The sequence below is a fragment of the Stenotrophomonas sp. YJH_SMC_46 genome, from assembly GCF_059370315.1.
Window position 1 is genome coordinate 794,302 of record NZ_JCAFTO010000003.1, and the last position, 21,631, is coordinate 815,932.

Below are 21,631 nucleotides of genomic sequence, written 5' to 3' on the forward strand. Positions count from 1 at the left end.
AATGCAGCCGAGCGTGGCTCGGCTCTACAATACCGCGTCTCATTCTGCCGGATGCCTCTCCCATGAAACTGCCTGCCGCCTGGCTGTGCTGCCTGTTGCTGACCTCGCCGGCCTGGGCTGCGGACACCGTGGTCAGCGGCAAGGTGTATCTGGAGCGTGACGGCAAGCCTGGCCGCGGTGCGACCGATCCGGGCCTGGCCGGGGTGCAGGTTTCCAACGGCGAGATCATCGTAAAGACTGCCGCTGACGGCAGCTACAGCCTGCCGGTGCGCGACGGCCAGACCGTGTTCGTGATCAAGCCTGATGCGTATTCCTTCCCGAAAGCGGCCGACGGCCTGCCTTCGTTCTGGCGGCACTATCGCCCGAACGGTTCGCCGGCGTTGAAGTACGGCGGCATCGCCGCGACCAGCGACGTCACCCGCAACTGGGATTTCGCCCTGCAGTCGGATCGCCATGACAGTCGGCGCGGCTTCCAGATGCTGGTGTTCACCGACTCCCAGACCGCGAGCCTGAAGGACATCGGCTACTACCAGCAGTCGATCGTGGCGCCGCTGGTCGGCCAGACCAAGGCGCGCATGGGCACCACCCTGGGTGACATCGTCAACGATGACTTGACTCTCTACCCGGCGATCAACAAGGTCACCACCGGACTTGGCGTGCCGTGGTTCCATGTGCCGGGCAACCACGACCTCGATTTCGATGCGGCCAGCGACGAACACTCGCTGGATAGCTGGCGCAACATCTACGGTCCGGACACCTACGCGGCGGAAGAGGGCGGCGCCAGTTTCGTGTTCCTGGACGACGTGGTGTACGACCCCAAGGCCAGGCCGAAGTACATCGGCGGCCTGCGCGAAGACCAGTTCGCCTTCCTCGCCAGCTACCTGAAGGGCCTGCACAAGGATCGCCTGCTGGTGCTGGGCATGCACATCCCGCTGTTCGACGCGGCGCCGGGGCGCGAGACCTTCCGCCATGCCGACCGCCAGCGCCTGTTCGACCTGCTCAAGGACTTCCGCAACGTGCTCGTGCTCAGCGGCCACAGCCACACCCAGCAGCACGTCTACCACGGCAAGGCCGACGGCTGGAACGGCGACAAACCGCTGCACGAATACAACGTGGGTGCCAACTGCGGTGCGTTCTGGTCGGGGGTGAAGGATGCCGCAGGCGTGCCGGACAGCACCATGAGTGATGGCACGCCGAAGGGCTACGCATTGCTCGACGTGGCCGGCAACGGCAGCTATCGCCTGCAGTACCGCGTGGCCGGCAAGCCGGCCAGCGAGCAGATCGGCCTGCATGCGCCGAAAGTGCTGCGCCAGGGGGCTTACCCGGCGTGGGGCATCTATGCCAACGTCTACATGGGTGAGGATGCCAGCGTGGTTGAGTACCGCGTTGATGGCGGCGCTTGGCAGCCGATGAAGCAGGTCAGCCAGCCCGACCCGCGCCTGATGGTGGAGAACGTGGCCGACGATCTGGCTGACAGCCTGCGTGGCTACGACCGCTCGCCGGAGGCCACCGCGTCGCCGCACCTGTGGCGTGGCGCGCTGCCGACCGACCTGGCCGTGGGCAGCCACAAGGTCGAGGTACGCTCCACCCAGCCCGATGGCGCGGTGTTCACCGCCACCACCCGCTACAGCCTGCAGACGGCCCAGCCCTGACACGCCGCAAGGCCTCTCCAGCGAAAGGACCCTGCATGGATATCCGCTTCATGGCCGGCACCACGCCGGTGACCCTGAGCCGCCACTGGTTCACCGGCGCGATGCTGCTGCAGAGCGCCACCGAGAAGGTCTGGGTGCAGCATCCGCTGCATCCGGGCACGCACTTCTCCTTCTCGCTGGTACAGTCGTGGCGGCGCCACATCGCCGGCCACGAAGTGCTGGTCGAGCGCACCCGGCCGCTGCTGTTTGCCGGCTTCCGCCCGCAGCGGCTGCGCGTGCTGGTGGATGGCGTGCAGGTGGCCGAACAGGAAGGCATGTAGGCCAACCTGAACCGCCGGCGCGCTAGGCAAAGCCGCCCCGATGCCTGAGAATCGAGGCGATTCAATCGATCCAAGCAGGCCAGGCCAGCGTGACCATCGCAGCAGCGTCCACGGTTTCCACCGACTCCGCCCGCGGCGGTCTTCCGCGCAGTCTCGTTGTCGCCGATGTCGGCGGCACTTTCGCCCGTTTGGCGCTGGCTGAAGCGCAACCCGGCCACGCACCACGGCTGGGCAACCACCGCACCTATGCCTGCGCCGAGCACCCCAGCCTGGCGGCGATCCTTGCTGATTTCACCGCTGGCCTCGGCCAGCCGGTGCATACCGCGGTGGTCGCCATCGCCGGCCTGCTCGATGGCGACGTGCTGATCAATTCCAATCTGCCGTGGACGGTCTCGCTGTCGACCACCCGCGCGCAGTCCGGGCTGCATGAGCTGCAGTTGATCAATGATTTCGAAGCGGTGGCGCTGGCCATCCCCTATCTGCAGCCGGATACGCTGGTGCCGCTGAACGGCGATGCTGACCCGGCGCAGGCGTTCCCGGCGCTGGTGCTGGGCGCCGGTACCGGCCTGGGCGCGGCACTGCGTTTCGCCGATGGCGAGCGCCCGGTGCTGGCCAGCGAGATCGGCCATGCCGCGCTCGGCGCCGGCAACGCGCTGGAACTGCAGGTGCTGGGCAAACTGCTGCAGCGCTGGGCGCACGTGGACAACGAGCGCGTGCTGTCCGGCAGTGGCCTGATGAACCTGTACCCGTGCCTGTGCGAGCTGCGCGGCGTCATCCCGGTGTGGACCAGTACCGAAGCACTGATCGGTGCCGCCCGCAGCGGTGCAGACGCGCTGGCGGTGGAGACGCTGCAGGTGTTCTGCGCCTGGTTGGGCAGCCTGGCCGGCGACGCAGCGATCGCCGTCGGTGCACGCTCGGTGTACCTGGCCGGGGGCATTTCCGCGCATGTGCAGGATTTCCTGGCCGATGGCCGCTTCCGTGAGCGCTTCCTCAACAAGGGCGTGCTGACCGAGGTGCTGCGCCAGGTACCGGTGTGGCGCGTGGAGCATGGCCAGCTGGGCGTGCTCGGTGCAGCGGTCTGGCACGCCGCACGACAGCCCACGCACGACTGATCGGCATGACCGGCATCGTGCCGGCCGTGCATTGCAGACTGGGAGGGGAAGATGGTGGATCGCAGGCAGTTCCTGCAGGCCGGTGCACTGGCTGCAGGCATGGCGGCTTTGCCGGGCGTGCAGGCGCGCACGCAGGGTGGGGCCAAGGTGGTTTCGACCTGGGACTTCGGCGTGCCGGCCAACCAGGCCGCATGGAAGGTGCTGTCGCAGGGCGGCAGCGCGCTGGATGCGGTGGAAGCGGGCGCACGCTGGGCCGAGAGCGAGCTGTGCAACCCCACCGTCGGCCATTGCGGCAACCCCGATCGCGACGGCGTGCTCAGCCTGGACGCGAGCATCATGGATGGCGATGGCCGTTGTGGCGCGGTGGCCGCGCTGGTGGACATCCTGCATCCGGTGTCGGTAGCCCGCAAAGTGATGGAAAACAGCCCGCATGTTTTGCTGGTGGGCGAGGGCGCGCAGCAGTTCGCGGTGCAGCAGGGTTTCGAGCGCAGGCACCTGCTGACGCCGCAGGCCGAAGCGGCCTGGCGCGAGTGGCTGAAGACCGAGAAATACCAGCCGCAGATCAATGCCGAGCGCCGTGGCATTCCTGGCAACAGCGACAACCACGACACCATCGGCATGCTGGCGCTGGATGCCCGCGGTAACCTGGCCGGCGCCTGCACCACCAGCGGCATGGCCTGGAAACTGCACGGCCGGGTCGGCGACAGCCCGATCATCGGTGCCGGCCTGTATGTCGACAACGAAGTGGGTGCGGCCACTGCTTCGGGCGTGGGCGAGGAGATGATCCGCAACGCCGCCTCGTTCCTGGTGGTCGAGCTGATGCGCCAGGGGCGCTCGCCGGCGCAGGCCTGCCGCGAAGCGATCGACCGTGTGGTGCGCAAGCGGCCGGAGGCGAGCAAGACCCTGCAGGTGTGCTTCCTGGCCATGAACAAGCAGGGCGAGGTCGGCGCCTACGCGCTGCATCGTGGCTTCGTCTATGCGGTGTGCGATGCGCAGCGCCAGGATGACCTGCGTGACTCGCCGTCGATCTACACGAGCTCCCAGGCGTGAGTACGCGGCGGACCCTGGAGATCGCCAGCAACTCGCTGGCCTCGGCGCTGGCCGCGCAGGCCGGCGGCGCCGACCGCATCGAGCTGTTCGACAACCTGGCTGAGGGCGGCACCACGCCGTCCTTCGCCAGCATCGCGATTGCCCGCGAACGCCTGTCGATTCCGCTGTTCGTGCTGGTGCGGCCACGCCCGGGCGACTTCCACTACGACGCGCTGGAAACCGAACTGATGCTGCGTGACATCGCGCAGTGCCGCGCGCTGGGCTGCGATGGCGTGGTGATCGGTGCGCTGGACGTGCAGGGCGGCATCGACCTGGCGCTGTGCCGGGAACTGGTGCAGGCCGCCGGGCCGTTGCAGGTGACCTTCCATCGCGCCTTCGATGCGGCCCGCGACCTGCCGGCAGCGCTGGAACAGGTGATCGGGCTGGGCTGCCAGCGCGTGCTGACCTCGGGCGGGCAGGTCAGCGCCGAGGCCGGTGCCGAAGTGCTGGCGGGCCTGGTGACCAAGGCGAAGGGACGCATCAGTGTGATGGCCGGCGCGGGGCTGGGCCCGGCCAATATCGCCGCCGTTGCGCGACGGACCGGCTGCACCGAACTGCACGCCTCAGCCAAGGGCCTGCGCCGGTCGGTGATGCAGTTCCAGAACCCGGCGCTGCGCGGGCTGGACCCGGACTGGAGCCAGACCGCCACCGCCACTGTTGCCGCGCTGCGGCAGGCGCTGGACGGCGCAAGGTAGCCCGCTTCTTCTGTAGAGCCGAGCCCACGCTCGGCTGCTCTTTGGGCCCCGGGGTCGGATCCCTTCGCAGAATGGCTCCGACCCCGGGCCTGCCCATCGTTGCGGCCGAAGAAGTGACGCTTACAGCACGTTCGAACGGCTGGGGCGGCAGGCCAAGTCGTTGAAATGGATACGCTGGTGCGCCGTCGCATGGCGGCGCAGTCGATGATTGCCGATAGTGGTTCATACCGTCGTTCGCCAACGAATTCCCGCATGTTTCGACTGTTCCTGCTGCTTGTCTGCGTGGTGCCAGCCATTGCCATCGGCGCACGTGAAGGGCATGCACCGGAGTGGGTGCGGGAGGTGACTGCCGACAAGGACCTGCAGGTTGACCCCGAAATGGTTGGTGTGAGGCTTGAGCCAACCGCGCGGGGCGCGTTCCTCGACACGCGCGTACATCGGATCGGGGAGAAGCGCTTTCGCGCGCTGTATCAGGTGTTCGATTCAAACGCTTCCAACCCGATGGGACGTTGTGGCGCTGGGCGCGAGATCCATCTGTTCGTCTACGAATTGACCCTGCCGAAGCCCATTGAGCGCGGCAGGGTGTTGATCAGCAGCTGCCTTGAAACCCTGTCTCTGGTGAGCCAGAACTCAGGGCGATCCAACAGTGAATCCGACTTTTCCTCGGTCATCTGGCAGGGGGACGGGTTCTCCATCGAGTGGTGGGGTATCGGACCCGGAGGCGATACGTCGAGCCACTACGCGCTCCGAAATGACCGCTTCGTCCCGACTCGATCGGGTGAGGGGAATCGCTGAGGGCGGACAAAACCGTTCCGCGCGCGGTTGTCGTGATCGTGTCACTACTTCGTGCGCCGTTCTCTCAGCGATGTGTCGCAACTATTTGATTGTTATGGATGTCGGTGGCCGCTAGCGGCATTCCGTCGGCTGTTGCTGCGCCGCCGCATGCCGGGCGTGGTTCAGCTGTGCTTTAGTTTGGATCGATCCACAGGGGAGGTGCCATATCGGTCGTGAACCGATCCAAGCGCCTGGATCCGTCGTAGTGCCGCGCCACCGTCCGCCCGTGCGTCCACATCTTCGAAGAGCAACCACCATGGCTCAGATCGTCCACAAGCGTCGCCACCTGCTGTCCCAGGCCCTGATCCTGGCCCTGCTTCCCCTGGCTGCCAATGCGCAGCAAGCCTCAAGCTCGTCTACCAAGGATCTCGACGCGGTCACCGTCACCGGCTCGCGCATCAAGCGCGCCAGTGTCGAAGGCCCGGCCCCGGTCAACGTGATCACCGCGCAGCAGATCCAGAAAGAGGGCTTCGTCAGCGTGTATGACGCGCTGAAGACGCTCACCGAAGCGACCGGCACCGTTGAAGCCGCCTCGCAATGGGGCTCGCACACGCCCAACGCCAGTGGCCTGAACCTGCGCGGGATGGGCCCGAACCGTTCTCTGCTGCTGGTCAACGGCCGCCGTGTGGCCGACTACCCGCTGCCCTACGGCGGCGAAACCAATTTCTCCAACTACGGCAACATTCCGGCCGCAGCAGTGGAGCGCATTGAAGTGCTGACCGGCGGCGCCTCGGCCATCTACGGTTCGGATGCGATCGCCGGCGTGGTCAACGTCATCCTCAAGACCAACTACGACGGCGACGAAGTGCGCGTGCGTGGGGGTACCTCCACAGAAGGTGGACGAGATACCTGGGACCTGTCCTGGGCCGGCGGCAAGACCGGCGACAACTGGAGCGTGACCTACGCGCTGCAGTACACCAAGCGCGATCCGCTGTTCGGACGCGACCGACCGCAGATGGACGACGCCGACGACGCACCGTATCCCTCCTGGAACATGGAGCAGCGCAAGGTCGGCTTCCGCCCCACCTCGGGCCTGGCATTGATCGACCCGACCAACGGCCAGCGCCTGGCACCGCCTGCAGGCACCTGCGAGAAGTTCGACGGCGAGTACTACACTGCCGATCGGCTGGTCTACAACTACGCTACCAACACCATCACCAACACCGGCCGCCTGTGCGGCATGAGCGCCGACTACGCCAACTGGCTGCTCACCGGCGGCGCCGAGAATGTTTCCGGCAACCTCTACGCCACCTTCGATTTCAGCAGCGACCTGCAGGCCTGGACCAACCTGGCGGTGTACCACTCCGAAGCGATCTGGGGCACCAATCCGCCCAGCGTCTCGCTGATCGACGACGACAACGGCTATTACTGGGATGCCAACCGCAACCGCCCGATCCTGGGCGTGCGCCAGTTCACTCCGAACGAAGTCGGTGGCCTGGATACCCTGCGCAACACCAACCGCGAGCTGTCCTGGGACTGGAGCGCAGGCCTGCGTGGCCGCCTTGCCGATCGCTTCGACTGGAGCGCCTCGGTGGGCCGTTCCTACTACCGCGTGGAGGAACGGCAGAACGTGGTGGACGAGCAGAAGTCGTACGACTACTTCCTCGGCCCGCGCCTGGGCACCACTCCCGATGGCGAGGCGATCTACGCGTTGAACGAATCGCGCTGGTGGAATCCGCTCACGCCGGACCAATACTGGCAGATGGGCACGGTGGCCAGGAACCGCGCGTCATCGTGGGTCAACCAAGCCTCGGCGGATATCACCGGCGAGCTGTTCCAGGGCTGGGCAGGCCCGATCTCGTTCGCAGCGGTAGCTGAAGTCGCGCAGCAGGGCTACCACCTCAGCCCGGACCCACGCGCCGGCATCGATTTCGACCTGCAGAACGTCGACCGCGGTGGTGGCGAGCGCACCCGGTATTCGGCGGGCGTCGAGTTCAAGATCCCGCTGCTGGAGAGCGTGACGGCCACCGCGGCCGCGCGCTACGACCGCTATGGCAACTACAAGGCCGATGACAGCGGTGAAGCGTTGGATATCGGCAGCCAGAAGGAAACCACCTGGAACGTCGGCCTGGAATGGCGCCCGGTCGAATCGCTGCTGGTGCGTGGCTCGTATGCCACCAGCTTCCACGCGCCGGACATGCACTACCTGCTGGGCCAGCCGAGCAGTTCCGAAGTGCAGACCTATGATCGCCTGCGCTGCATCCAGAGCGGTGCCTACCTGGTCAACAACTGTGGCGTGGGCAACACCGATGTCTGGTACACCTTCGACGTGAACCGCCGTGGCACGCCGCTGCTGCGCTCGGAAACCGGTGATTCGTGGACGGTCGGCTTCGTCTGGGACGTGATGCCCAACCTGTCGGTCAGCGCCGACTACTGGGCGATCAAGCTGGAAGACATGATCGTCGACGTCGGCGCCGACGAGGTGCTGGCCAGCGAGGCGGGCTGCCTGACCGGCAAGAACATCGATGGCACGCCATGGGCCAATCCGGCCGGTGGCGACTACTGCGCCGGCATCCTGGCGCGCGTGAACCGTGACAGCAACGGGCGCCTGGTGTCGATCGAGCGCGGCCCGTTCAACCTGGCCAGCCGCGAAGTGCGTGGCGTCGACCTGACCGCGCGCTACCGTCTGGAGACCGCGCAGTGGGGCAGCTTCCAGCTGGGTGTGAACTACACCAACCAGATCTCCACCAAGGAACAGCGCTACGCCAACGACCCGAACCCGGAACGCCGCGACCGCGACCTGCGCAGCAAGCTGCGCGCGAGCCTGGCCTGGCAGCGCGGCAACTGGAATGCCAATGTCTATGCCGACCGCGTGGGCTCGGTGCCGGGCGTGCGCTACCACTGGGGCACCGACCGCCTGGACAACCCCGGCGGCTGCCTGCCGTTCGCCGATGGCTACGTGCCCAGCGACAGCCCGTCGCTGAACTGCCTGGAGCCGGCAACGCGTCCGGATGGCTCGCCGAACCCGAACCCCAATGCCGGGCAGCAGACGGCGCGCTACTACGGTCGAGTGGGGCCGTTCATCACCTGGAACTTCAACGTGGGCTACCAGGTGACCGAACACGCGAAGGTAAACGTGTACGTCAACAACGCCTTCAACTCCGCCAGCTGGAACCACAAGGATCCGTACAAGCTGGACTATGACTTTGCCCCGACCCGGTTGCTGAGCGCGGTCGGCCGTGAGTTCGCATTGGAGTATGTGTTCACGTTCTGAAGAGACCGACCTCGCCGGTAGATTCACGCCATGCGTGGATGCGGAAACGGAACGCCAGGGGCGGCCCCCCCTTCAGGCATGCGGACAGGCTGGATTTGACCTTCCCACGATGGCAAGGTTTAGCCTGTCCGCATCCAGAAGGAACCCCGGGAATCCGATCATGAGCACGCCCCGCGCCGCTGCCGCCTCCGCAAGTCCTGCCACCATCAGCCTGCCCATCGAGGGCATGACCTGCGCCAGCTGTGTCGGCCGGGTCGAGGCGGCGCTGTCCAGGGTCGAAGGTGTGGGCAGTGTTTCGGTCAATCTGGCCACCGAGCGCGCGGATATCCGCCCGTCCGGCCCGGTCGATCGGGCCGCGCTGATCCAGGCGGTGGAGCGGGTGGGCTACGACGTACCTGCCGCCACCGTTGAACTGGCCGTGGAAGGCATGACGTGCGCCTCCTGCGTGGGCCGCGTGGAGCGCGCGCTGCTGGCGTTGCCAGGCGTGAGCCAGGCCAGCGTCAACCTGGCCACCGAGCGCGCCACGGTGCGTGGCGTGGCGGATGCTGCGACGCTGGTCGCCGCCATCGACAAGGCCGGCTATGACGCACGCGTAATCGAGGCGGGTGTGCAGTCCGATGACGAGGCGGTAGAAAAGAAGGATGCCGAGCGTGCCGAACTGAAGCGCGACCTGATCGTGGCCACTGCGCTGGCATTGCCGGTGTTCGTGCTGGAGATGGGCTCGCACCTGATTCCCGGCATGCACGAATGGGTGATGGCCACGATTGGCATGCAGGCCAGCTGGTACCTGCAGTTCGCACTGACGCTCCTGGTGCTGGCCATCCCCGGTCGCCGTTTCTACCAGAAGGGCTTCCCGGCGCTGCTGCGCCTCGCACCGGACATGAATTCGCTTGTGGCGGTGGGCACCGCTGCGGCGTTCGGCTATTCGGTGGTCGCGACCTTTGCACCGCGGCTGCTGCCGCCGGGCACGGTGAACGTCTACTACGAAGCGGCGACGGTAATCGTCGCACTGATCCTGCTCGGCCGCTTCCTCGAAGCGCGCGCCAAGGGCCGCACCTCGGAGGCGATCAAGCGTCTGGTCAACCTGCAGGCCAAGGTCGCCCACGTGATCCGTGACGGTCGCACCGTCGATATCCCGGTCAATGAAGTGCAGAGCGGCGACGTGGTGGAAGTGCGGCCAGGCGAGCGTGTGCCGGTCGATGGCGAGGTGGTTGAAGGCCGCAGCTACATCGACGAATCGATGATCAGCGGCGAGCCGATTCCGGTTGAGAAGCAGCCGGGCAGCAGCGTGGTGGGCGGTACGGTCAACCAGAAGGGCGCACTGACGGTGCGCGCCACGGCCGTGGGCGCGCAGACCCTGCTGGCGCAGATCATCCGCATGGTCGAACAGGCGCAGGGCTCGAAGCTGCCGATCCAGGCCGTGGTCGACAAGGTCACGTTGTGGTTCGTGCCGGCGGTGATGCTGGCCGCGCTGGCGACCTTCGCAGTCTGGCTGATCTTCGGCCCGTCGCCGGCGCTGAGCTTCGCGCTGGTCAATGCGGTGGCGGTGCTGATCATTGCCTGCCCATGCGCGATGGGCCTGGCCACGCCGACCTCGATCATGGTGGGGACCGGTCGTGGCGCCGAAATGGGCGTGCTGTTCCGCAAGGGCGAAGCGCTGCAGCTGCTGAAGGATGCGCAGGTGGTGGCGGTGGACAAGACCGGCACGCTGACCGAGGGTCGCCCGCGCCTGACCGACTTCGAGATCACGGACGGCTTCGATCGCAGCACCGTGCTGGCGGCGGTTGCCGCAGTGGAATCGCGCTCTGAACATCCGATCGCCCGCGCCATCGTCGATGCAGCCACTGAACAGGGCATTGCACTGCCGTCGATGGTCGATTTCGAATCGGTCACCGGCATGGGCGTGCGTGCCAGCGTTGATGGTGCGCGGGTGGAGGTCGGTGCCGATCGCTTCATGCGCGATCTGGGCGTGGACGTCACTTTGTTTGCGGCGCTGGCGGCAGAGCTGGGCACCCAGGGCAAGTCGCCGCTGTATGCCGCCATTGACGGTCGCCTGGCCGCAATCATCGCGGTATCCGATCCGATCAAGCCGAGCACGCCGGCCGCGATCGCGGCACTGCATCAGCTTGGCCTGAAGGTGGCGATGATCACCGGTGACAACGCTGGTACCGCGCAGGCGATCGCGCGCCAGCTCGGCATCGACGAAGTGGTGGCCGAGGTGCTGCCGGAAGGCAAGGTCGAGGCGGTGCGCCGCTTGAAGACCACACATGGCCATGTCGCCTTCGTCGGCGACGGCATCAACGATGCGCCGGCACTGGCCGAGGCCGATGTCGGCCTGGCGATCGGAACCGGTACCGATATCGCGGTGGAATCGGCCGACGTGGTGCTGATGTCGGGTAACCTGCAGGGTGTGCCGAATGCCATTGCGTTGTCGAAGGCGACGCTGGGCAACATCCGGCAGAACCTGTTCTGGGCCTTCGCCTACAACACGGCGTTGATTCCGGTGGCCGCCGGCGTGCTGTATCCGGTCTGGGGCGTGCTGCTGTCACCGGTGTTCGCGGCCGGTGCGATGGCCCTGTCCAGCGTGTTCGTGCTGGGCAATGCGCTGCGCCTGCGCCGCTTCCAGCCACCGATGGCGGATGCCGCCGCCGTCACTCACTGAAGGGATTACCCATGAACATCGGTGAAGCCGCCAAAGCCTCCAGCGTGTCGGCGAAAATGATCCGCTACTACGAACAGATCGGCCTGATTCCCGCCGCTGATAGAACCGAGTCGGGCTACCGGGCGTATTCGCAGGCGGACATCCACCGCCTGCGTTTCATCCGCCGCGCACGCGATCTGGGCTTCCAGGTGGCCGAGATCACCGATCTGCTCGGCCTCTGGAACGATACCTCGCGGCACAGCGCCGACGTCAAGCACCTGGCCGAGCAGCACATCGCCGATCTGGAGCAACGCATCGAGCACATGCGGCAGATGGCCGACACGCTGAAGTCGCTGATCAGCTGCTGCGCGGGCGATGAGCGCCCGGAGTGCCCGATCCTGGAGCGGTTGGGTGAGGACGATGGGACGCTGGTACCGGTCGATACCGCGAAGACTGGTGCGGTGCGGCGGCGTACGCACAAGCATTGACTCGATATCGCATGCATGAAAAAGCCCGCCGGGTGCTGTAGTACCCGGCGGGCTTTTCAGTATGGGACAGGACAGGGGATCAGGCAGTACGCGGCGGGAAGCCGGCATCGGTCAGTGCCGCCACGATCTGCGCTTCGCTGGCCGAGGTCTGCACCTGCACTCGGCGGCTGGCCGGATCTGCCTGCACGCTGGCCTGCGGATCGATCAGTTCGATCGCCTTGGTCACGCTGCGCGCGCAACCGCCGCAGGTCATGCCTTCAACATGGAATTCCATCCGTAGCTCCTTGGGTGCTCTTGGGGTCGAGTCAGTGTGCACCTTCCAACGATGGCAGGGTCAAGTGCCGGGCTGAACGACAGGCAAGGCGGCAAAAAAAACGGCAGCCGCCTGTACCAGCGCGGCTGCCGTGGAGGAACGTCCCCGCCAGGGCGGGGCGTGGGTTGCACCGGGCGCGCCCGGGCAACCCGGTGTTGCCTTAGAACTTCCAGGTAGCGCCGAAGTACAGCTGGCGGCCTGCATAGGTATTGGAGATCAGGCGTGCCTTGGTGTCGCTTCCCAGGTGCACGCGCTGCTCGGACTTGGTGGCGTTGATCACCGAGGCGGTCAGGGTCCAGTCCGGGGTCAGGTTGTAGGCAACATTCAGATCCAGCTGGTCATACGGTTCGGTGTAGACGGTGAGGCCATTGTTGAGCCCGCCGACCACTTGGCCGCGACGGTTGAACGAAGCGCGCGCGAGGAACTTCTCGTTCTCGTAGAAGACCGTCACGTTGGCCTGGTTCTTGGCGCTGCCGACCAGCGGCGAGGAGCCGATTTCCTGCCCGTCCAGAACAATGGAAGCCAGGTTGGTGTCGTTGTAGGTGTAGTTGGCCTGCACGCCGAAGCCGAAATCGAAGGTGTACTGGCCATACAGCTCGACGCCCTGCGACACACCATCGCGGCCATTGGCCTGGGTCTCGTAGCGCTGCACGTTCACCGCTTCACCGTTGATGACCATGGGCGTGTCGCGCACCACCGGCAGGGTGAAGTTGTCCACGTTCTTGCGGAACAGGCTGACGCCGGCGACCGCGCCCGGCTGGAAGTACCACTCCAGGCCCAGGTCGAACTGGGTGGCCTTGAACGGCTCCAGCTGCTTGTTGCTGCCCTGGCCGACCCAGCCTGCGGTCGATGCGCCACCGGCAACGCGGCGATCATTGACGTACTCCTCGCTGTAGTAGCTCAGTGCGCCCGGTGCTGCGATGTCGGTGTAGCCAGGTCGGGCGATCACCTTCGATGCGGCACCACGCAGCACCAGCGTGTCGGTGATGTCCCATGCGATGTTGAAGCTCGGCAGCACGTCGGTGTAGGTGCGGTCCACGCCGATCAGGCTGTAGGTCTTGCTCTGCGCCAGGTCATGCGGCAGGCGCACGAAGCCGCTCTCGCAGCTGTAGGTCGGGTAGGCCGCAGCGGCGGGGTCGGTGCACGCCATCGGCGCACCGGATGCGTTGTCCAGGAAGTAGTCGTTGAACTTCTCGATCGAGTCGGAAGACTGCGCGAACTGCTTGGTGCGCACCACACGCACGCCGACATTGCCGCGCAGGCGCTCGGTGCGGAAGTTGGCCTGGAAGTAGCCGGAGTAGATCTTCTCGTTGACGTTGTAGACGAAGTCTTCCTCGGTACGGTTGTGCGAACCACCGTAGGTCTTGTTCAGATAGTCGATGTACGCCGGGTAGTTGATGCCCGGGAACACGTTGGCATTGAAGCCACCGGCAATGTTGCTGATCGGATTGGACAGGAAGAAGCCGGGCTGCGCATCGCCGGCAGTCGGATCGCAGCCACTCTGGTAGCGGCTGTTGTCATAGTCGGCCGGGTCACGGCCGGGGCACACCCAGTAGGTGTTGCCGGTGTTGCGGTGCACCTTGCCGTCGCGGTATTTGGCACCGAACTGGATTGAATCCAGCCAACCGGACTCGAACAGCTTGGTCACGTCGGCCTGGAAGTAGTTCTGCTTGACCTCGGTGCGCTTCCACGACGAATCGGTCGAGCCGGTGTCGACTTCGGCGATGCCGTTCATCAACTGCTGCTGCAGGTCGGGCGAGAAGGTGGCAGACGGCGTGCCGGTCAGGTCCCATGCGCTGTACTGGTTACCGGACAGGTAGTCGTTGCCGACCTTGCGGCGCGGCTTGGCCGACATGCGGAAGTTCATCGACGGACCACCTTCGGACCAGGTGCGGCCACCGGTGAACGAGGCCTTCCACAGCGGGCTGATGTCCCAGTCGATGGTCAGGTCGGCGGTCTGCGACAGCGCCTTTTCCTTGCTGTAGCCACCGGTCAGCTGCGGTGTCGGAATCGTGCAGTCGTCCGGGCCCCAGCCGCCGGGCTTGAGGCCGGCGGCCTTGGCCTGGTCTTCGCTGCAGTAGTAGGTCTTTCCAGCCAGCTTTTCGAATTGGGCACCCGTGACGGTGTTGCCGCTGGCATCGAAGTCCAGGCCATTGAGAAGGCGGCCTCCGGCCCAGTTGCCGTCCTGGTTGTAGCGCGCCATGCTCCATTCCGGAATCTTCAGCATGTTCTGGGTGTAGTCACCCTGCAGCTCGAAGCGGAAGTAGTTGGCGGTCATCGTGACGTTGTCGACCGGCTTGAACTGGAAGGTCAGCTGGCCGCCCTTGCGCTCGCGCTTTTCTTCCTTCACCGCGAAGTTGACCGAGGTCGGCATGAAGAAGTCGCTGTAGTTGCCGCCGGTCTGGTTGTTGAAGCCGGACTTGCCCCACCAGTAGTGGATGCCATCCTGCTGCTGCACGTTGCCATAGGCGTCGCGTGCCCTGCCGGCGCCGTACCACTGGTAGTCCTCGGTGCTGGCTTCCATGGTGCGGGTCGTGCGCTTCTGCTGCGTCACGCCGACCAGCACGCCGAAACGCTCATCCTTGCTGTGCCACGAATACAGGGCCGAGGCCTGCGGGTCGATATCGTGGTGGGTATCGGAGGAGGTGCCCTCGAGCGTGACGAAGCCCGAGTTGGACTCCATGTCCAGCGGACGGCGGGTGTGCAGGATGACCGTGCCGCCGATGCCGCCTTCGTCGATGCGTGCTTCCGGCGACTTGAACAGCTCGGCGCTGGACAGCATGTTCGACGGCAGCAGGGTGTAGTTGAACGAACGGGTGGCTTCGTCGTTGGTTTCCGACGTGGCCACGTAGTTGCCATTCAACTGGGTCAGGGTCAGGTCCGGCGCAAGGCCGCGCACGCTGACACTCTTGCCTTCACCACCGCTGCGGGTAATTACCACGCCGGGCACGCGCTGCAGTGCGTCGGCCACGTTCTTGTCGGGGAACTTGCCGACGTCCTCGGCGGTGATCACTTCGACAACGGCGTTGGCGTCGCGCTTCTGCTCAAGGCTCTTTTCGATGGCGTAGCGGTAGCCGGTGACCTGGACGCTGTCCAGAGTGGTGGCATCCGGCGCGCCGGTAGACGTGGCCTGTTGCGCGGCGGCGCCAGCCGGAATGACGGCGGCGGCCAATGCCAGCGCGATGGCCAACGACAGTGCGTCCTGGCCATGCGTACGTATTGAATGCTTCATTCCCATCTCTCCCTCTCTCCTGGATTGATCCGGTGACGTGGCACGGACAACTTGAATCGATCTAATTTGAAGTGACTTTGCGGCTGTCGCCATGTGGGTGGCAGAGCACCGCGCGTGTGGCCTGGTACGTCCTGTTGCTGCTCCCCAACTCCCGGCCATCGCAATGTCGTTCTTGGATCGATCTAAGCGATGGGCGGGCGATTTTTAGCACGGGTCGCCCGTGGGCGCATGCTGCTGCGCAATATGGTACTGGCGTGGCGAAGGGATGACGGTTTGCTGAAATCAGTGAAATCGTTTTCGTGCGCAGGGGAAGGGTGGGTCGGCAGGGCTGCGCCCTGCACCTGCTTCAAGCCAGGGCAACGTCTACAGCCAAAGCCAAAGCGGCTCTGGGTTGTCTGTGGCTTGGCGGGGCGGTGTGGGCTGGCAGGACACGCCGTAAACCCGTCCCTGGGGGCTCGATGGCGCCATCCATGGCGCCAACGGTCCTGCCAGCCCACACCGCCCCGCCTTCGACAGTTTCCCGGTGACGGTTGCATTGATCCTGGTGCGGCATGGGGTCATGGGGTCAGATCCGTTTTCCTTTGGAAAACGGATCTGACCCCCGATTGTTTCGCTATCTGACAGAGATTCATCCACGCATGGCGTGGATCTACAGATCGCGGAAATCTGTCGAAGGCGGGGTGGGTCCGGTTGCGGGGGTGTCCGCGGCATGGATGCCGCGGCCAAGCCCCCAGGGACGGGTTTACGGCGTCCCCCGCAACCGGACCCAGCCCGACTCCCCACAGGAAACCAGCTTCTGCTGTTGCTGTTGCTGTTGCTCCAGCTCGGAGCGGGTACAGGGCGCAGCCCTGCCGAACACCCCCTCATGCTGCGCCGCAGAATGCATTCGGCTGAACCTGCATGCTCTACTTGAATCGATCTAAATACACGGTCTGGTGGGTCAGGCGTCATTCCAGGGGGAGCTCTCTGCCAGTCACGGCGGGACTCAGCGGAACGGTGCCGAACGACCCCGGCCGTCTGCCTCCGCGTCATCGACTACAGGAACCCGACATGCGCCCAGTGCCGTCCGCTCCCGCCGTCCCATCGACCTCGCGCCCGCTGGCGCGCCTGGCCTGCCTGTTGGCACTTTCGGCCATGCCGATGCTGTTGCAGGCCGCGCCGGCAGCGCTGGAGCGGGAGGTCAATACATTCATCGGCAGCAAGGACGACGGCAATACGTTCCCGGGCGCGTCGGCGCCGTTCGGCCTGATCCAGGTCAGCCCGATCGGCAGCCACTATTCGGGTTGGCGCTATGACGACGAGAAGATCCGTGGCTTTGGCCATTCCTTCATCTCCGGTGCCGGCTGCTGGGAACAGGGCGGCCAGGTGTCGGTGCTGCCGGTGACCGGCTCGATCGGCCCGGGCGGCGATTTCGATACCGGAAACCCCAAGAAGTTCGACCACAAGACGTATGCCTCGAACTACACGCATGACGGCGAGATCGGCCAGGCTGGCTACTACAAGGTGCGCCTGACCAGCTACGGCGGCATCGATGCCGAGGCGACCGCGCGCACCCGTGCCGCGGCCGAGCGCTACACCTTCAGCCAGCGCAGCGGCGATGGCCACGTCCTCGTCAATGTAGGCCAGGCCAACGAACGCCATTCAGTGATCGGCAGCGTGGTCGATGTGGTCGGCGACCGTGTAGTCGAGGGCAAGCTGGTGACCAAGAGCTTCTGTGGCGGTCATCAGTACACCACCTGGTTCCGCATCGAGTTCGACCGTCCGTTCAAGGCGCATGGCACCTGGGGCGAGGGCGGTGGCCTGCCGGGTGCGCGGCACAGCATGGAAGGCGAGCAGAAGCCGAACGGTGCCTGGCTGACCTTCGACCTGGCCAAGGGCCAGTCGGTGACGGCGGTCAGCGCAATCTCGCACGTGGATGCCGAAGGCGCGCGCATCAATCTGCGCGCAGATGGCATGCAGGGGGGAGCGCTGCTCGGTTTCGACCGCATGCGTGCGTTGTCCCAGCAGTCGTGGCGTGAGCAGCTGGGCCGGGTGCGTGTGCAGGGCGGCAATGCCGACGACCGCGCGGTGTTCTACAGCGCGGTCTACCACGCGCTGCTGCAGCCGATGACCGGCAACGACGCCGACGGCCGCTACCGCGGCTATGACGATGGTATCCACCGTGCCGACGGCTGGACCTACTACGAGTACTTCTCGCTGTGGGATACCTACCGCGCGCAGAACCAGTGGCTGGCGCTGACCCGCCCGGACGTGGCACGCGATATCGGCCGTACCCTGCTGGCGATCGACGAGCAGGGTGGTTGGCTGCCGCGCTGGGGCTATGCCAACTTCGAGACCAACATCATGACCGGCGACCCGGTCACCCCGTTCATGGTCGACCTGTGGCGCTTCGGCGCGCTCAAGGGCCGTGAATCGCAGGCCTGGGATGCGCTGCGCCGCAACGCCTTCGGCACGCCGCCGTTGAACTCGCGCATGGCCGGCCGTTCCGGCAACCCGACCTATCTGGACAAGGGCTACGTGGTCTACGACCGCGCGTTCCCGTCCAAGGGCATGGACGTCGATCCGCACCATGGCGGTTCGGCCACCTTGGAATACGCGCTGGCCGACTGTGCGCTTTCGCAGATGGCCGATGGCCTCGGCCACGCGCAGGACGCGGCGACGCTGCGTGAGCGCGGCCGCAACTGGCGCAAGGTGTGGGACCCGCAGGTGCGTGACGCCGAGACCGGCTTCACCGGTTTTCCGCGCCCGCGCACCGAGGATGGCCAGTGGTACACCCCGGCCGATGGCCACTACAGCCCGCGCTCGCACCATGGATTCCATGAAGGCACGGCGTGGCAGTACCAGTGGCTGGCGCAGCAGGACGTGCCGGGCCTGGTCGAAGCGATGGGCGGCCGCGAACAGGCTGGCCGCCGCCTGGACGCCTTCTTCGCCATGGACGCGCTGCAGGCCGACCCGCTCCATGCCGCCCGCAAAGAGTGGGTGGTCGGGCCGTACAGCTATTACAACCAGTTCCGCTACAACCCGAACAACGAGCCCGACCTGCACTCGCCGTGGCTGTACACGCTGATCGGCCAGCCGTGGAAGACCGCTGCCGTGGTGCGCGCTGCGCAGCAGCTGTTCACCAACGCCCCGAACGGCGTGACCGGCAATGACGACCTCGGCACGATGTCGGCCTGGTACCTGTTCAGTGCCATCGGCGTGTACCCGGCGGTGCCGGGCAGCGGCCAGTTCCTGCTGCACACCCCGCGCTTCAGCAAGGTGGAAGTGGACATGGGCAACGGCCGCACCCTGCGCATCGACGCGCCGGGCGCCGATGGCCGCCGCCTGCAGTATGTGCAGGGCGTCCAGGTCGACGGCCAGGCGCATGCACCGGTATGGCTGGACTGGAACCGCCTGCAGCAGGGCCCGCGCCTGCAGTTCGCGCTCGACGCGAAGGCGCCGGAGCAGGGCTGGGGTACGGCGGTGAAGGACCTACCGGTGTCCTGGTGCGCGGCACCGGGCAGCCAGCTGCGCTGAGCCGGACTGTGCCGTTCGCGGTCACCCAGCGAACGGCACGGCACGACACGGCCCTGATCCATTAGGCTTGAGCCTCCAGCGGAGTCCGGGAAGACGATGAACGACAACGGCAGCAGTCCCAGCAAACGCGCCGGCAAGGCGGTGACGGTGACCGACATCGCGCGTGCCATCGGCGTGTCACGGGCAACGGTGTCGCTGGTGCTGCGCGGCAGCCCACTGGTCAACGTCGATACCCGCGCCAAGGTCGAGGCCGAACTGCGCCGCCAGCGTTATGTCTACAACCGCGCGGCGGCCAACCTGCGCCGGCGCACGTCATCAAGCATCGCGCTGGTGATCAACGATCTGTCCAACCCGTTCTTCGCCGAATTCGCATCCGGTGTGGATGAGGCGCTGGGCGGGCGTGGTTATGTGACCCTGCTGGGCAGCACCGGCGAATCGCCGGAGCGCCAGCAGGCGGTGCTGTCCACGCTGATGGAGCACACCCCGGCCGGCCTGATCCTGTCGCCGGCCGAGGGCAGTGATACCACGCTGCTGCGGCAGGCGCTGGGTGCCAATGCCAACGTGCTGCTGTTCAACCGCGAGCTTGAAGGGGCTGACTGGGATTTCCTCACCCTCGACAACCAGCACGGCGCCTATCTCGCCACGCGCCACCTGATCGAGCGCGGCCATCGCCAGATCGCCTTCTTCGGCGGCCACGCGGCATCCAGCTCCTGTCATCAGCGCCGCGCCGGTTTCCAGCAGGCGCTGGCCGAGGCCGGGCTGTCGCTGCCGCCGGGCTGGATGATCGAATCGGCACCGAACCGCCTGGAGGCCGCGGCGCGCACCCATGAGCTGTTTGCCGATGGCCATCGCCCGAGTGCGGCCGTCTGCTACAACGACACCGTCGCGCTGGGCTTGATGCTGGGCCTGAATTCGCGCGGCATCCGCCCGGGCGGTGACTTCGCGGTCACCGGCTTCGACGACATCTCCGAGGCGGCGGTAGCGGTGCCGCCGTTGACCACGTTGACCGCCGACCCGCGCGAGCGTGGCCGGCAAGCTGCGGCGCTGCTTCTGCAACGACTGGACGAACCGGATGCGCCGCCGCGGCGCACGGTCGCGCCGGTGCAGCTGCGCATCCGCGAAAGCAGTGCCGCACGACCGAACTGATTCCTTTCATACATCCCTTCCACGCAACAACGACCTTCCGCGCATCGAGGCGCGTACCGCATGCCGATCTCCGCAACGCCCCGTCCATCGGGTTCTTCGGGCAACGCACCCGCCGTCACCAACGGCAAGGCGCTGGCCGTGGTCACCACGATCTTCTTCATGTGGGGCTTCCTGACCTGCCTCAATGACATCCTGATCCCGCACCTGAAGGCGGTGTTCGAGCTGAACTACGCCAAGGCGATGCTGGTGCAGTTCACCTTCTTCGGCACCTATTTCCTGATGTCGCTGCCGGCCGGACGCCTGGTGGCGGCGCTGGGCTACAAGAAGGGCATCGTGGCCGGCCTGCTGATCGCCGGTATCGGCGCACTGGGTTTCTGGCCCGCGGCCGAGCTGCGCGTCTACGGCGCCTTCCTCGGTGCACTGTTCGTGCTGGCGACCGGCATCACGGTGCTGCAGGTCGCCGCCAACCCGTACGTCGCACTGCTGGGACCGGAGCAGACCAGCTCAAGCCGCCTGACCCTGGCGCAGGCGTTGAACTCGCTGGGCACGGCCATCGCCCCGATCTTTGGCGGCATGTTGATCCTGTCCAACACGGTGAAGAGTGCCGATGACATCGCGGCGCTGCCGGCCGCCGAGCAGCTGGCCTACCGTGCCGCCGAGGCGCAGGCCGTGCAGGGTCCATACGTGGGCCTGGCGGTGGCGCTGGTACTGCTGGCGCTGTTCGTGTTCCTGTTCCGCCTGCCGGCGTTGAGCGACGCCACCGAGCAGGCTGATCAGGGTCACCACCACAGCTACCTGGATGCACTGCGCAAGCGCCACCTGCTGCTGGGCGTGCTGGGCATCTTCTTCTACGTCGGTGCCGAAGTGTCGATCGGCAGCTTCCTGGTCAATTACCTGTCGATGCCCAACATCGGCGGCTTCAGCGAACAGGAGGCCACCCATTACGTGTCGGCCTACTGGACGATGGCGATGATTGGCCGCTTCGCCGGCTCGGCGCTGCTGGCGCGCTTCTCGCCCAGCCGCCTGCTGGCGATCTTCGCGCTGGTCAACGTGGCCCTGCTGGTTACGACCATGCTGACCTCTGGCAGCATCGCGCTGTACTCGGTGGTGGCGATCGGCCTGTTCAACTCGATCATGTTCCCGACCATCTTCGCACTGAGCATCGAGCGCCTGGGGCCGCTGACCAACAAGGGCTCCAGCCTGCTGATCATGGCCATCGTCGGCGGTGCCGTGGTGCCGTACCTGCAGGGCGTGCTGGCCGACCACATCGGTGTGCAGGCCAGCTTCATCCTGCCGCTGCTGTGCTACGGCTACATCATTTTCTACGGACTGGTCGGCGCACGTACGCCGGCTTCCGCAACGCAGGGAGGCTGAGTCCG

General features: G+C 66.0%; 14 protein-coding genes. 12 read left to right on the forward strand and 2 right to left on the reverse strand.

Going from position 1 to position 21,631, the window contains the following annotated elements; genetic code table 11:
- Positions 1-62: 62 nt before the first annotated feature.
- The 9 genes from AC5P8C_RS13280 to cueR all read left to right on the forward strand — a co-directional run bounded on the left by AC5P8C_RS13280 (position 63) and on the right by cueR (position 12,045).
- Entirely contained in the window at positions 63-1,652 is a 1,590-nt protein-coding gene (locus AC5P8C_RS13280; protein ID WP_019661421.1) for a calcineurin-like phosphoesterase C-terminal domain-containing protein, read from the forward strand.
- A 35-nt stretch (positions 1,653-1,687) separates the two neighbouring features.
- Entirely contained in the window at positions 1,688-1,972 is a 285-nt protein-coding gene (locus AC5P8C_RS13285; protein ID WP_019661422.1) for a hypothetical protein, read from the forward strand.
- 89 nt (positions 1,973-2,061) lie between these two features.
- The gene (locus AC5P8C_RS13290; RefSeq protein ID WP_019661423.1) at positions 2,062-3,084 is read left to right on the forward strand and encodes a glucokinase; all 1,023 of its coding nucleotides are present in this window, start codon (positions 2,062-2,064) and stop codon (positions 3,082-3,084) included.
- Between the two features lie 51 nt (positions 3,085-3,135).
- Entirely contained in the window at positions 3,136-4,134 is a 999-nt protein-coding gene (locus AC5P8C_RS13295) for a glycosylasparaginase (RefSeq protein WP_019661424.1), read from the forward strand.
- Positions 4,131-4,868, forward strand: a complete 738-nt coding sequence (locus tag AC5P8C_RS13300) for a copper homeostasis protein CutC (RefSeq protein WP_019661425.1) — start codon at positions 4,131-4,133, stop codon at positions 4,866-4,868. Before AC5P8C_RS13295 ends, AC5P8C_RS13300 begins: the two co-directional genes overlap by 4 nt.
- Positions 4,869-5,033: 165 nt before the next feature.
- On the forward strand, positions 5,034-5,663 hold the full coding sequence (locus AC5P8C_RS13305) for a hypothetical protein (protein WP_195670309.1): 630 nt from the start codon (positions 5,034-5,036) through the stop codon (positions 5,661-5,663).
- Positions 5,664-5,958: 295 nt separating this feature from the next.
- A complete protein-coding gene (locus tag AC5P8C_RS13310; RefSeq protein WP_019661427.1) occupies positions 5,959-8,916 on the forward strand; it encodes a TonB-dependent receptor plug domain-containing protein in 2,958 nt (985 codons plus the stop codon).
- A 160-nt stretch (positions 8,917-9,076) separates the two neighbouring features.
- Positions 9,077-11,578: a heavy metal translocating P-type ATPase gene (locus AC5P8C_RS13315; RefSeq protein ID WP_019661428.1), complete on the forward strand. Its 2,502-nt coding sequence runs from the start codon at positions 9,077-9,079 to the stop codon at positions 11,576-11,578.
- An 11-nt stretch (positions 11,579-11,589) separates the two neighbouring features.
- Positions 11,590-12,045, forward strand: coding sequence for a Cu(I)-responsive transcriptional regulator (cueR, locus tag AC5P8C_RS13320; RefSeq protein WP_019661429.1), 456 nt, complete (start codon positions 11,590-11,592; stop codon positions 12,043-12,045).
- A gap of 79 nt (positions 12,046-12,124) precedes the next feature.
- On the opposite strand, the gene AC5P8C_RS13325 is transcribed toward cueR, so the two are convergent.
- Positions 12,125-12,319, reverse strand: coding sequence for a heavy-metal-associated domain-containing protein (locus tag AC5P8C_RS13325; protein WP_019661430.1), 195 nt, complete (start codon positions 12,317-12,319; stop codon positions 12,125-12,127).
- 199 nt (positions 12,320-12,518) lie between these two features.
- Positions 12,519-15,596 carry a TonB-dependent receptor gene (locus AC5P8C_RS13330; protein WP_019661431.1) on the reverse strand — a complete coding sequence of 1,026 codons (3,078 nt, stop codon included), beginning with the start codon at positions 15,594-15,596 and terminating at the stop codon, positions 12,519-12,521.
- Positions 15,597-16,640: 1,044 nt separating this feature from the next.
- On the opposite strand from AC5P8C_RS13330, the gene AC5P8C_RS13335 reads away from it, so the two are divergent.
- The 3 genes from AC5P8C_RS13335 (at position 16,641) to fucP (ending at position 21,626) form a co-directional block, all read left to right on the forward strand.
- Positions 16,641-19,106 (forward strand): GH92 family glycosyl hydrolase, encoded by a 2,466-nt coding sequence (locus AC5P8C_RS13335; protein ID WP_019661433.1) that lies wholly within the window; start codon positions 16,641-16,643, stop codon positions 19,104-19,106.
- Positions 19,107-19,202: 96 nt separating this feature from the next.
- Positions 19,203-20,252 carry a LacI family DNA-binding transcriptional regulator gene (locus AC5P8C_RS13340; RefSeq protein ID WP_019661434.1) on the forward strand — a complete coding sequence of 350 codons (1,050 nt, stop codon included), beginning with the start codon at positions 19,203-19,205 and terminating at the stop codon, positions 20,250-20,252.
- 60 nt (positions 20,253-20,312) lie between these two features.
- Positions 20,313-21,626, forward strand: coding sequence for an L-fucose:H+ symporter permease (gene fucP / locus AC5P8C_RS13345; protein WP_019661435.1), 1,314 nt, complete (start codon positions 20,313-20,315; stop codon positions 21,624-21,626).
- The last annotated feature ends 5 nt before the right edge of the window (positions 21,627-21,631 follow it).